This is a genomic window from Marinobacter azerbaijanicus (genome assembly GCF_030250645.1).
Taxonomy (GTDB): Bacteria; Pseudomonadota; Gammaproteobacteria; order Pseudomonadales; family Oleiphilaceae; genus Marinobacter; species Marinobacter azerbaijanicus.
The window spans coordinates 383,666-396,231 of the sequence record NZ_JASSVS010000004.1; the positions used below are offsets into that span (position 1 = coordinate 383,666).

Sequence of the window (12,566 nt, forward strand, 5' to 3'; positions counted from 1 at the left end):
TCAGAATTTCATTTCGTCGAAGAAGTTTTTAACGCCCTCAAACCAGGACGTTTTCTTGGGGCCATGCTTGTTACCATCGCCGCGGTTGAGGGTTTCCTGGAATTCTTCCAGCAGCTCTTTCTGACGCTTGGTGAGGTTGACCGGTGTTTCTACCATCACCCGACACAACAAGTCGCCGGATGGACCACCGCGAACGGGGCTGACGCCCTTGTTGCGCAAGCGGAACAGCTTACCGGTCTGGGTTTCCGGTGGGATTTTCAGTTTCACGCGGCCATCGAGTGTTGGCACTTCCAGCTCTCCCCCGAGGGCGGCGTCCACGATGCTGATAGGGACTTCGCAATAGAGATTACGGCCATCGCGGGTGAAGATGGAGTGTTCACGAACCGCAATCTGCACGTACAGATCACCGGGCGGGCCACCATCGACGCCCATTTCGCCCTCACCAGAGAGGCGAATGCGGTCGCCGGTGTCCACGCCGGGTGGCACCTTGACCGAAAGGGTCTTTTCTTCCTGGACGCGACCAGCACCATGGCAGGTTTTGCAGGGATTCTTGATAACCTTGCCGGAACCGCGACAGGTGGGACACGCCTGCTGGACGGTGAAGAAGCCCTGCTGCATGCGAACCTGCCCCATGCCATTACAGGTGCCACAGGCTTCCGGACGGGAGCCTTTTTCGGCGCCGCTGCCGTCGCAGGTTTCACACTCGGTGTGACCGGGGATACGGATCTGGACGGTCTTGCCTTTTACGGCTTCCTCAAGGTCCAGCTCCAGGGTGTAGCGCAGGTCCGCGCCGCGGGTGGTGCGGCCGCGACCACCGCCACCGAAGATGTCGCCAAACACATCACCAAAGATGTCAGAGAAGCTGGCGCCGCCACCTCCTCCGAATCCGCCACCGGCAGAACCATCAACGCCGGCGTGGCCAAACTGGTCGTAGGCCGCGCGTTTGGATGAATCCGCCAGTATTTCGTAGGCCTCACTGGCTTCCTTGAATTTGTGATCGGCGTCTTCATCATCCGGATTCCGGTCAGGATGATACTTCATCGCGAGCTTGCGGTAGGCTCGCTTGACTTCTTTTTCATCCGCATCCCGGGACACCCCGAGAATCTCGTAATAATCGCGCTTGGCCATGCTCTAAAACCCTGTTGGTAAAACGAGGAAAACGCGGGAGAGCTCCCGCGTTTTCCAACTGCCTGATGATCTTAAGTTTTATCGCTTGTCGTCGTCTTTGACTTCTTCAAACTCGGCATCAACAGCGTCATCTCCAGAACCGGACTGGGCACTCTCTTCACCCCCGGCCTGCTGTGCCTGTTCTGCCTGGTCCGCGTACATCTTCTGGGCCAACTCGGAAGATGCTTCGGTCAGCTTCTGTGTCTTGGCCTCGATGTCCGCCTTGTCGGAACCGGCCAGCGCTTCCTCCAGCTCCTTGATGGAAGCTTCAATAGACTCCTTCTCACTGTCCGTTACCTTGTCACCGGCATCAGCCAGAGTCTTGCGAACGGTGTGAACCATCGCGTCACCCTGGTTGCGGGCCTGGACGAGCTCTTCGAACTTGCGATCCTCGTCGGCATTGGCCTCGGCATCACGGACCATCTTCTCGATTTCGTCCTCGTTCAGGCCGGAAGAGGCCTTGATCACAATGGACTGCTCCTTGCCGGTTGCCTTGTCTTTGGCAGACACGTTCAGGATGCCGTTGGCGTCGATGTCGAAGGTGACCTCAATCTGCGGTGTGCCACGGGGCGCCGGCGGAATATCAGCCAGGTCGAAGCGACCCAGTGACTTGTTCTGCGCCGCCTGTTTGCGCTCACCCTGGACCACGTGGATGGTCACGGCAGTCTGGTTGTCCTCCGCAGTGGAGAAGGTCTGCGACTTCTTGGTCGGGATCGTGGTGTTCTTGTCGATCAGCGGCGTAGCCACACCACCCATGGTTTCGATACCCAGGGTCAGCGGTGTTACGTCGAGGAGCAGAACGTCCTTCACGTCACCGGAAAGCACGGCGGCCTGGATGGCAGCACCCATGGCTACGGCTTCGTCCGGGTTCACGTCCTTGCGCGCTTCCTTACCGAAGAAGTTCTTCACCTTCTCCTGAACCAGCGGCATGCGTGTCTGACCACCAACCAGGATGACCTCGTCGATCTCACCGATCTTGGCACCGGAATCCTCCAGTGCGGTACGGCACGGTGCAAGACTGCGCTCAATCAGCTCTTCCACCAGAGACTCCAGCTTGGCGCGGGTCACTTTCACGTTCATGTGCTTGGGACCACTGGCGTCCGCCGTTACGTACGGCAGGTTGACGTCAGTCTGCTGACTGCTGGAAAGCTCGATCTTCGCTTTCTCGGCAGCTTCCTTCAGGCGCTGCATCGCCAGCGAGTCGCCACGCAGGTCTATACCGCTGTCCTTCTTGAACTGATCAGCCAGGTATTCGATCAGCTTCATGTCGAAGTCTTCACCACCGAGGAAGGTGTCGCCGTTGGTGGCCAGCACTTCAAACTGGTGCTCACCGTCCACGTCGGCAATCTCGATGATGGAGATATCGAAGGTACCACCACCCAGGTCATAAACGGCTACCGTACGGTCGCCGCTCTTTCTGTCCAGGCCATAGGCCAGGGCTGCAGCGGTCGGCTCGTTGATAATGCGCTTCACATCCAGACCGGCGATCTTACCCGCGTCTTTTGTGGCCTGACGCTGGCTGTCGTTAAAGTAGGCCGGCACGGTGATGACCGCTTCGGTTACTTTCTCGCCCAGGTAGTCTTCGGCGGTCTTCTTCATTTTCTTGATGATTTCCGCAGACACCTGCGGAGGCGCCATCTTCTCACCCTTCACTTCTACCCACGCATCGCCGTTGTCTGCCTTGGTGATCTTGTAGGGCACCATCTTGATGTCTTTCTGGACCACGTCATCTTCAAAACGACGGCCGATCAGACGCTTGATGGCGTACAGGGTGTTGTTCGGGTTGGTAACCGCCTGGCGCTTGGCAGACTGGCCTACCAGCGTTTCACCGTCTTCGGTGTACGCAATAATGGACGGCGTAGTGCGATCACCCTCGGCGTTCTCGATAACCTTGACCTTGTCGCCATCCATGATGGCAACACAGGAGTTTGTCGTTCCCAGGTCGATACCAATGATCTTGCTCATGTAAACACTCCAATTCAATTGTTCAATTCAGTTCCGGCTACTTAAAAGCTGTTCCGGGAGCCCCGGTGCGCTGCCTGTTTACTGGCTATATTGGCGCGTTAATCTGCTTTTCAAGCCTGTTCGTCGATTTTTGGTGCATCCTCGGCCTTGGCCACCACTACCATCGCGGGGCGGACCAGCCGATCATTCAGCTTGTAGCCTTTCTGGACCACGGCCACCACGCTGTTTGGCTCGGCGTCAGGCGCCGGAACCATGGACATTGCCTCATGCTGCTGGGGGTCGAATGGCTCACCAACAGGGTTAAGTTGCTCGACATTGAACTTCCTGAGGCTGTTCATGAACAGATTCAGGGTCATTTCAACCCCTTCACGAATAGAGGTCACCAGATCGCCGGCTTCCTCATGCCCTTCGGTGCTTTCAACCGCCTTTTCAAGGCTGTCCGCCACGGGCAGGAGTTCCTTCACAAACTTCTCCAGCGCGAACTTGTGGGCCTTCTCAACGTCAATCTCGGCCCGCCGGCGAACATTCTGCATCTCCGCCTGGGAACGCAGCATCTGCTCCTGGAACTCCTGCGCCTGCAACTTCAGCGCCTCAATCTCACTCTCGGGAGAGTTTTCTGAGGCATCCTCGGCGCCACCCTGTTCCCGGGAAGCCGCCTCAGCAGACTCTTTCAGTTCTTCCTCAACCTGTTCGTTACGCTTCTCGTCAGCGCTCATGGCAACTCCTGCTTGGTCGTCGACGGCCACAACAACGGCCGGTTAACTATGGCTCCCGGCCATACAGAGCCGGGAAAAACGTGTTTGCGAACGGATATGGGGCCCGCAACGAATGTTTCAACCGTTGAGGCCATCATTCATTCACAAATTCTTGTGGGGATGTTTGCAAACCGGCAAATCCCTGTATATATTCACAGTCACTGTATGCATCCACAGTATTCAGGAAACGAGCGGAGGATATCTGCATGCTCACACAGCTCACCGTCTCCAATTACGCCATCGCCGAGCGGGTTGAACTTCAGTTTGGAAAGGGCATGACAGCTCTTACCGGGGAAACCGGCGCCGGCAAATCTATCGTACTGGACGCTCTCGGGCTCGCCATGGGCGGTCGCGCTGACGCCGGTGCCGTACGACACGGCGCCAAGCGGGCAGATATCACAGCCACATTCGATGTATCCGCTATTCCGGAAGCCAGGCAGTGGCTCGAAGAGCACGAGCTGGATGACGACAACGAGTGCATCCTGCGGCGGGTTATCAGCAAGGATGGCCGCTCCCGCGCCTTCATCAACGGCCAGCCCTCCCCGCTTGTGCACCTGAAGGATCTGGGCAGCATGCTGATGGATATCCACAGCCAGCACCAGCACCAGTCCCTGCTCCGCAAGGAGACCCACCGCAAACTGCTGGATGAATTCGCTGGCGTGGAGAACCTGGCAGACCAGACCAGGGAGGCATGGAAAACCTGGCATAGAACTCATCAACGGCTGACCGAGCGCCGGCAGAATGCCGATGAAGCCGAAGCGCGCCTGCAACTGCTCAGGTACCAGGTTGAAGAGCTGGACCGGCTGGCCCTGGAGGAAGGGGAGCAGGAGCAACTGGAGAAAGAACAGGAACAGCTCAGCCACGCAGATGCCGTTCTGCACAGCAGTCACCAGGCCACCCTGCTATGCACGGAAGATGACAACAGCGCGGCGGACCTTGTACGGCAGGCGCTGCAGCAACTGGAACAGCTTCCGGTAGAAGTGCCAGCGCTGGCAGAAACCATCCAGATGCTGAACGAGGCCCAGATCCAGATTACCGAGGCAGGTGATAATCTGCGCCACTTCGTGGAAGATTATGACGCAGATCCAGCCAGACTGGCCGAGGTGGAAGAGCGCCTGAGTTCCATTTATCAGATGGCTCGCAAGCATCGCATCGCACCGGAAACCCTGCCTGAATTCCACCGTGAGCTTAGCGCCGAACTTGCCTCGCTGGACGATGGCGAAGGCAGCATTGAAAAACTGGAAACAGAACTGGAAGAGCAGCACGCCAGGTTCAGCACCCTGGCCACACAATTGTCAGAGTTACGACAACAGGCCGCAGCCAACCTGGACCAGCGGATAGCGGAAGAGCTGGCTCAACTGAGCATGCCGGCAGTTCAGTTTGTCACCCACCTGAACCGCAACAAAGGTGATGAACCCGCCCCTCACGGACTGGAAGATATTGAATTCCTGGTCAGCGCCAATCCGGGGCAGCCGGCGCGACCGCTGGCCAAGGTCGCGTCCGGTGGCGAGTTGTCACGTATCAGCCTGGCTATCCAGGTGGTGGTTGCCCAGACCTCCACCACACCAACACTGGTGTTTGACGAGGTAGACGTAGGCATTGGTGGTGGAACCGCTGAAGTGGTTGGTCGCCTGCTGCGGAGTCTGGGCGATAACGGACAGGTTCTTTGCGTAACGCATCTGGCGCAGGTAGCCGCCCAATGCCACCAGCACCTGTTCGTCAGCAAGTTCACGGAAGCGGACGCCACTTACTCAAGAATCGAATCACTGGACGACGATGGCCGGATAACCGAAGTGGCCAGGATGCTTGGCGGCGTGGATATGACGGAACACACCATTGCCCACGCCCACGAAATGTTCACCAAAGGCCAGGCAACACATCACTGACCGTTTGAGAACCAAGAGAATTCCCCTCTCGATCCTGAGAGTTGTTGGGGCGGGCTGAACACCCGCCCCTTTTTTCTTTTATGGATTCCGGCCCAAACAATCAGGACTTGATGGGTTTGACGTAGAGAATCAGGCTGTGGTCAACAATCTCATAGCCCCGCTCTGCCGCGATCTTCTTCTGCCGCTCCTCGATGATTTCGTCAACGAACTCGATGACCTCCCCGGTCTGCGTACAGACCATATGGTCATGATGGTCGTCGCCGGCCATCTCGAAAACCGCATGTCCACCTTCGAAATTATGGCGCAGAACCAGGCCTGCCGCCTCAAACTGGGTCAGCACCCGGTATACAGTCGCCAGGCCCACGTCATCACCCTGCTCCAGAAGCTTTTTGTAGACATCCTCGGCACTGAGATGATGCTCCTCGGAGTTTTCCAGGATATTGAAGATTTTCACTCTCGGCAGAGTTACTTTGAGACCGACTTTTCGCAATTCGGTGTTTTCAGATGACATGTTACGATTCACTCTTTGGTGTGCCTCACGGCTTCCGGTATGATGAAGCCGCATGTTAACGGTCAGACCGTGTCACACCTGCCCCTGGCAGGCGATTTCAAGATAGAGGATTTCCCCCGGCGATGCAAAAGATCACAGCTCTGATTCTCACTCTCATCCTGACTGGCTGTGCTTTCCCAGGTGTGTACAAAATCAACGTGCAGCAGGGAAACATACTCACCGACGAAGAGCTGACTTCGCTGGCCAAGGGCATGTCCCGCAGCCAGGTTCACTCCCTGTTGGGAACGCCCCTGATGACCAATCCGGCTGACCCTTCCCGGGAATACTACGTGTACACATTCCAGCGCAGCGGCGGTGACATCAAGGAACAAAGGGTCATTGTCTACTACGACAACGATCAGTATTCCTACTACGAAGCACAACTGCTTGAGGAAACACCGGCTTACTGAGCCGGTATCAGGCTTTCTTCTTTGCCCGGTTCAGCCGGGCCTGCTTGGGATCGATTTTCAGGGGCCGATAGATTTCAACCCGGTCACCGTCCCGCAGTTCATGGGCAGACGGGTTTTTTATCACCTTGCCAAAGATCCCCATATCGTCTTTTTCCGGATCGATCTCCGGAAAAACAGCGGTAATACCGGAACGCTTCACCGCTTCCACGGCGGTGGTACCCTCCTCCACCTGCAAGCTGATTATCTCCTGCCTGTCCGGTCGAGCGAATGCTACCTCCACATCGATCACGATACACCTCCCCGATAAAGTTCATCGGCACGGCGGCAAAACGCGTCCACCATTGTGTTTGCCGCCTGGCTGAACACGGGCCCGAATGTCATGCGTGAAAGCGATCCGGAAAACTCGAACTCAAGGGTAAGAATCACCTTGCACGCATTGTCGTCGAGCGACTTGAAGTGCCAGCGCCCACTCAGGTTCTGAAACGGCCCATCCACCAGATTCATTTCAATGGTGTGCGGCAGCAACAACTGGTTGCGAGTGGTCAGTCGGTGACGAATACCGCCCTTGGCGATTTCCATGGAAGCCACGATCTGGTCACCTGTTTCTTCGTGGATTTCAGTCTCTGCGCACCAGGGGAGAAATTCCGGGTAGCGTGCTACGTCATTGACCAGATGGAACATGCGATCAGCCGGATGCATTACCAGGGCAGTTTTATCGATCTGATGGGGCATTGGAAGCGAACGTCCTGCTTGATACGTACTTGTAAAGATGGCACTGCGTGAAGCCTTTCGGGCGAAATCAGCCCTTGTCAGACGCTATGATAAAGGATCTCGTCCTCGTTGGGATCATTTTCCTTTCCCTCCGCACCATCATGCTGGCTTTCGCCCTCCGTTGGCGTGGGCGCAACGCCCTTCTGGTCTGCCCCTTTCTCGTGATTGTCTTCCTCGGTGGAGTGGTTGTCTTCTTCGGTGGAGCTTCCACCAGAGCCTTGTCGGTTTACCGGTTCAGGTGCCAATACCTCATTGCACCAGAGGGCAGCACTGCCATTACTGCACATGGTCGCCAGGGAAACCACCGTATACTGGACACCGATAAACGCAACAACCAGTGGAAGCACCAGCCGCATAACCCAGAACCAGATACTCCGGAACAGGACGGGAGCCCGCCCCAATATGCTGAAAGTAAGATTCCGTGTGAGACACCAGCCAGCGAAAACAGCAATCATGATACTCACCACCGGAATCAGCAGGCCACCCGTGGCAAGTTCGAGCCACCGAAACACCGTCCCCCCTGCAAAACGCTCTTCCGACCATGCATTGAAAGACAGCAGGGACCCCAGACCCACCAGCCAGACCAGCGCCCCCATCACAAACACTGACCAGCCTCTTGGCGCTCCGGTCCACTCCCGGAACCACCCGACCACCGGCTCGAGCAGGGAAAGGGAAGTTGTCCATACAATCATTACAACCACCAGGAAAACGGTCGCAATCAGGAACTGGCTACCCGGCAGGTCCGACAATGCCACCGGCAGGGACAGGAAAAGCAGGGCGAAGCCACGCTCACCTTCCGTGGAACTCCCTCCCGGCACCAGCGAATAAATCGCCAGGCCAGCGACAATGGCGACCAGTGTGTCCATCAATACAACCGCAAGCACCGAACGCTTCAATCGCGTGCCAACTGGTGTATAGGCACCGAACAGGGTCCACACCCCCATGCCCAGCCCAAGGGTGAAGAACGCATGAAACAACGCCGCCTGGAGGCTTTCCGGGGTAACATCTGCGGGGTGGAAGCTGAGCATGAAGTCCGACGCACTGCGAAGCTCCCCCGTCCATGCCGCCAGACCGCATAGCACCAGCAGCATCAGCAGCATTGATGGCGCCACCACCCGCACAGCACGTTCGACACCCTCCACAACGCCCTGCATGGAGACCCAGAGCACCAGCAGCAGAAAGAACCCGTGCCAGGCCATGAACACGCGATAGTCTTTGGGATCCGAGACCAGAGTGGAAAGAATTCCCGCTGCCTCAGCCTCGTCTGCGCCGAGGAACATCCCCATGGCGCCGTAGAAAACGTACGCCAGGGCAATGGCGCCAAAGACAGCAGTAAACGAGAGCACCAGGAATGCGGCCAGGATACCCAGCCGGCCAGCCCAGACCCACCACTGTGAGGCCCGCGCGCTACGCACGTACCCGTCCAGCGCCAGCACCAGACCATGGCGGGAATGCCGCCCCATGGCGGACTCGGTTATCATCAAAGGCAGAGTGACCAGAACCAGGCAGAACAGATAGAGCAGAATAAACAGCCCGCCACCATGTTTGCCCGCCAGGTACGGAAACTGCCACACGTTCGCCAGGCCGAAGGTTGCTCCGGTTGCAGCCCAGAAAAAAGTGGTTGGCCGGGTCCAGGACCCGATAGGTGTTTCGTATGGAGTAGGCATTCCATTTCCTGACGACATCTGAGACCACATTGTAGCGGAGGAATCGCGCCCCATACGACCACCGATACAACCAATCACGCCGATTTCGTGACCAGTCTGGCACTACTGAGCTACAATGCGCGCTTTTCCGGCATGAATACGCCCGGTAAATTCCTTGTCCGACTCCGGATCATCGATTCATGAGCAAGAAGAAACCCGGCGCACCGAGCGCCACCATTGCCCTGAACAAAAAGGCAAAGCACGAATACCACATTGAAGAACGCTTCGAGGCCGGCCTCGTCCTGCTGGGCTGGGAGGTAAAATCCCTGCGCGCCGGCAAGGCGCAGCTGACCGATGCCTATGTGCTGCTGAAAGATGGTGAAGCCTGGCTGCTCGGCTCTCACATCACACCACTGATCACGGCATCCACCCACGTCATCGCGGACCCGACCCGTACCCGCAAGCTGCTTTTGCACGAGAAGGAAATTGCCAAGATCGTGGGCAAGGTGAACCAGGCCGGCTATACCTGCATTCCCCTCGCACTGTACTGGAAAAAGAACAAGGTAAAGTGCGAAATCGCCCTGGTAAAAGGCAAGAAACTGTTCGACAAGCGCGCCACCGAAAAAGAGCGCGACTGGAACCGCCAGAAGCAGCGGATCCTGCGCGACAACAACCTCTGATCACGACACCGCACAGAACTCGAAATATCTGACACCGGTCATGGGCAACACCGGCCGGTGTGTCGCATACTCTCTCTTTGTTCAGATTTCCAAAAGGCCTATACTCGGGAGTCCCGGTGCTGGGCAGAGGGAGAGCTTATGCCGCCTAAACAGACACCCATGTCCGCCGTTGACCACGCCTGGCTGCGAATGGACACGCCCCAGAATCACATGGTGATCTGCGGAGTGTGGATGCTTGACCGCCCCGTTTCCATGAGCCGCCTCAGGCACACGATTGAGGAGCGCTTCCTCTGCTTCGACCGCTTCCGGCAGCGTGTCGTGGAGGTCGGAGACCGGGCCTACTGGCAGGATGACCCACTGTTTGACCTGGATAATCACCTCCATCAGATCGCCCTGCCGGGCAAAGCTGACAAAGCCGAGCTCCAGAAACTGGCCAGCGACTTGAACAGTACTTCTCTGGATTTTCGGCAGCCGCTCTGGCAAATGCATTACATCGACAATTATGAGGGTGGCAGCGCGCTGTTGATTCGTGTCCACCATTGTATTGCCGATGGCATCTCGCTGGTCCGGGTCATGCTGTCACTGACTGATAAAACGCCAGAACCAAAACTCAGCAAAGTGGTGTCAAAGCGCCATTCAAAACCGCGCAAGCGATCCGCAATCCAGCAACTACTCCACCGCACAGTGGACAACCTCCAGACCGCCACGAACCAGGGCAGACTGTTCATTCAGTCCGTTCGGGAAGAGCCTAATTACCCCCTTAAACTGGCGTCGACCGCCAGCGCCGTGGCCCTGGACCTGATCAAACTCGGCCTCGCCCCCATTGAACCCAAAACCGGGTTGAAAGAGGCTCTTTCCGGACGCAAACAGGTTGCCTGGGCAGAGCCTCTGGAGCTGGCTGACGTAAAAGCCTGCGCCAAGGCACTGGGTGGCACCATTAATGATACCCTGCTGTGCACCGTCACCGGCGCTTTGCAGCGGCATTTTGCAGCGCATCAGGAAGCCATCCCGGAATGCGGAATTCGCGTTGCCGTTCCTTTTAATCTGCGGCCTCTTGATCAACCCATCGAAACCCTCGGCAACAAGTTCGGACTGGTATTGGTTACCCTGCCGGTGGAAGTGCAGGACCCCATCATGTGCTTTCGACAGGTACAGGAGAATATGAACCGGCTTAAGCGGTCTTACCAGGCCCAGGTGACCTACAGCCTTCTGGATCTATTCGGCCGCGGCCCCGATGTTATTGAACGGCGGGCCCTGGACCTGCTCAGCAACAAAGCCTCCGCAGTACTGACCAACGTGCCGGGACCAAAAAATGCCCTGTACCTGGCGGGCGGCAAGCTGACACAACCCATGTTCTGGGTGCCCCAAAGCGGCAATATCGGTATCGGTATGAGCATTCTCAGCTACGACGGCACGGTGCAGTTCGGCATTACCGTCGATAAAGCCATCCACGCCGAACCAGATTTGGTGATGGACTATTTTCGACAAAGCTTTGAGGTCCTGAGCCAGGTGGCGCTGGCAGGCCGACAAGGCGGCACGAAAGACAAGAAAGGGAAAGTGGCATAGGTACAACTACCTGCCCTGGCGCACAAAAAAGCAACAAAGAAACCTTGAAGTCCGGCAATTCGGACACATATACTGAGCATAAGGGGACGACATGGCTTCGACGCCGGTGGCGAACCCTTGAGTGCATGTCGAGATGGCAGCGAATCTCGTTAATCCAAAGCTGCAACGCAATAGTCGCAAACGACGATAACTACCAGTCCAACCAGTTTAGCCTAGCGGCTTAACTGTTTTGGTCCGTCCTGACCGGGTCGCCCGTAGCCCGGAAGCAACATCTCAGGACGTCATCGCTTACGGGATGCTCCTTTAACCAGAGCTCACTGGTTAAAGGCTAAGATTCAAAGAGCTCGGTTCTTGCACCCTGACTCTCGGGTCGCTTGAACTTAAATCAATAGAGAGACGCTAAACATGTAGACCTCAAGGCTGAGTACTGGCGGACGCGGGTTCAATTCCCGCCGTCTCCACCAACCAAAGAGAAGAAAGCCCCTGATTTCAGGGGCTTTTTTTTGCCTCTATGACCTGCTCCCCTCTAGCTTAACCGTTTTCAGCTTAGTAATGTTCATCACAGCAGAGGACGATGAACATGAAAAAGCGATTTTCAGAAGAGCAGATCATCAGCATTTTGAAGGAAGCCGAAGCAGGCCTGGCGGTGAAGGAGTTGTGCCGCAAGTACAACATTTCTGACGCCACCTTCTACACCTGGCGCAAGAAGTTTGGCGGCATGGAGGTTTCAGAAGCCCGCCGGTTGAAGGCTGTCGAAGATGAGAACGCCAAGCTCAAGAAGCTATTGGCTGAATCTCTTCTGGACAACGAAGCTCTGAAGGCTGCTCTCAACCGAAAGTACTGACCGTCGAGAACAAGCGCGAGGCCGTGCGGGCGATGCAGGAGCAAACGCCGATTTCCCAACGCAGGGCCTGTTTTCTCGTCGGGTTATCCCGCGCTTCGTTTCACTACCGCTCCACCGTTGCAGCTGGCGACAGTGTGCTCAGCGAACGCATTACGGAACTGGCCCATGAGCGTCGTCGGTTTGGCTATCGACGGGTTCACCAACTGTTGCGACGGGAAGGCGTAGATGTGAATCATAAAAAGGTTTACCGTAAGCGGCCGGTAATCCCATCTTGAGCCTGGCGCTGCTGCCGTCAGGATAGTGTCCACTTATTTTCTAGTGGACAC

Annotated in this window: 11 protein-coding genes, 1 other RNA gene and 1 pseudogene; 6 read left to right on the forward strand and 7 right to left on the reverse strand. The window is 56.7% G+C overall.

Annotated features, from left to right (window positions below; all coding sequences use genetic code 11):
• The 3 genes from dnaJ to grpE form a co-directional block, all read right to left on the reverse strand.
• Entirely contained in the window at window positions 1–1,128 is a 1,128-nt protein-coding gene (dnaJ, locus tag QPM17_RS10875; protein WP_285390740.1) for a molecular chaperone DnaJ, read from the reverse strand.
• 78 nt (window positions 1,129–1,206) lie between these two features.
• Window positions 1,207–3,132 carry a molecular chaperone DnaK gene (dnaK, locus tag QPM17_RS10880; RefSeq protein ID WP_285390741.1) on the reverse strand — a complete coding sequence of 642 codons (1,926 nt, stop codon included), beginning with the start codon at window positions 3,130–3,132 and terminating at the stop codon, window positions 1,207–1,209.
• A gap of 110 nt (window positions 3,133–3,242) precedes the next feature.
• Entirely contained in the window at window positions 3,243–3,848 is a 606-nt protein-coding gene (gene grpE / locus QPM17_RS10885; RefSeq protein ID WP_285390742.1) for a nucleotide exchange factor GrpE, read from the reverse strand.
• Window positions 3,849–4,093: 245 nt separating this feature from the next.
• Between grpE and recN the strand changes: the two genes are divergently transcribed.
• Window positions 4,094–5,773 carry a DNA repair protein RecN gene (gene recN, locus QPM17_RS10890; protein ID WP_285390743.1) on the forward strand — a complete coding sequence of 560 codons (1,680 nt, stop codon included), beginning with the start codon at window positions 4,094–4,096 and terminating at the stop codon, window positions 5,771–5,773.
• 100 nt (window positions 5,774–5,873) lie between these two features.
• Here recN and fur read toward each other — a convergent pair whose 3' ends face one another.
• Window positions 5,874–6,284, reverse strand: coding sequence for a ferric iron uptake transcriptional regulator (gene fur / locus QPM17_RS10895; RefSeq protein WP_285390744.1), 411 nt, complete (start codon window positions 6,282–6,284; stop codon window positions 5,874–5,876).
• A gap of 122 nt (window positions 6,285–6,406) precedes the next feature.
• Between fur and QPM17_RS10900 the strand changes: the two genes are divergently transcribed.
• Window positions 6,407–6,733, forward strand: coding sequence for an outer membrane protein assembly factor BamE (locus tag QPM17_RS10900; RefSeq protein WP_285390746.1), 327 nt, complete (start codon window positions 6,407–6,409; stop codon window positions 6,731–6,733).
• A gap of 7 nt (window positions 6,734–6,740) precedes the next feature.
• On the opposite strand, the gene QPM17_RS10905 is transcribed toward QPM17_RS10900, so the two are convergent.
• The 3 genes from QPM17_RS10905 to QPM17_RS10915 form a co-directional block, all read right to left on the reverse strand.
• Window positions 6,741–7,022 carry an RnfH family protein gene (locus tag QPM17_RS10905; protein ID WP_285390747.1) on the reverse strand — a complete coding sequence of 94 codons (282 nt, stop codon included), beginning with the start codon at window positions 7,020–7,022 and terminating at the stop codon, window positions 6,741–6,743.
• Window positions 7,019–7,465 (reverse strand): type II toxin-antitoxin system RatA family toxin, encoded by a 447-nt coding sequence (locus tag QPM17_RS10910; protein WP_285390748.1) that lies wholly within the window; start codon window positions 7,463–7,465, stop codon window positions 7,019–7,021. The genes QPM17_RS10905 and QPM17_RS10910 overlap by 4 nt, the downstream gene beginning before the upstream one ends.
• Window positions 7,466–7,542: 77 nt before the next feature.
• Window positions 7,543–9,171, reverse strand: a complete 1,629-nt coding sequence (locus QPM17_RS10915) for a sodium-dependent transporter (protein WP_285390749.1) — start codon at window positions 9,169–9,171, stop codon at window positions 7,543–7,545.
• A gap of 179 nt (window positions 9,172–9,350) precedes the next feature.
• Here QPM17_RS10915 and smpB point away from each other — a divergent pair, with 179 nt between their 5' ends.
• The 4 genes and pseudogenes from smpB to QPM17_RS10935 all read left to right on the forward strand — a co-directional run.
• Complete coding sequence (smpB, locus tag QPM17_RS10920; RefSeq protein ID WP_285390750.1) at window positions 9,351–9,830, forward strand: SsrA-binding protein SmpB; 480 nt, start codon at window positions 9,351–9,353, stop codon at window positions 9,828–9,830.
• Between the two features lie 138 nt (window positions 9,831–9,968).
• Complete coding sequence (locus QPM17_RS10925; RefSeq protein ID WP_285390751.1) at window positions 9,969–11,396, forward strand: WS/DGAT/MGAT family O-acyltransferase; 1,428 nt, start codon at window positions 9,969–9,971, stop codon at window positions 11,394–11,396.
• A gap of 82 nt (window positions 11,397–11,478) precedes the next feature.
• Window positions 11,479–11,860: a transfer-messenger RNA gene (gene ssrA, locus QPM17_RS10930) on the forward strand.
• A 116-nt stretch (window positions 11,861–11,976) separates the two neighbouring features.
• Window positions 11,977–12,491, forward strand: a pseudogene (locus QPM17_RS10935) (transposase); the annotation flags it as partial.
• Window positions 12,492–12,566 lie beyond the last annotated feature (75 nt).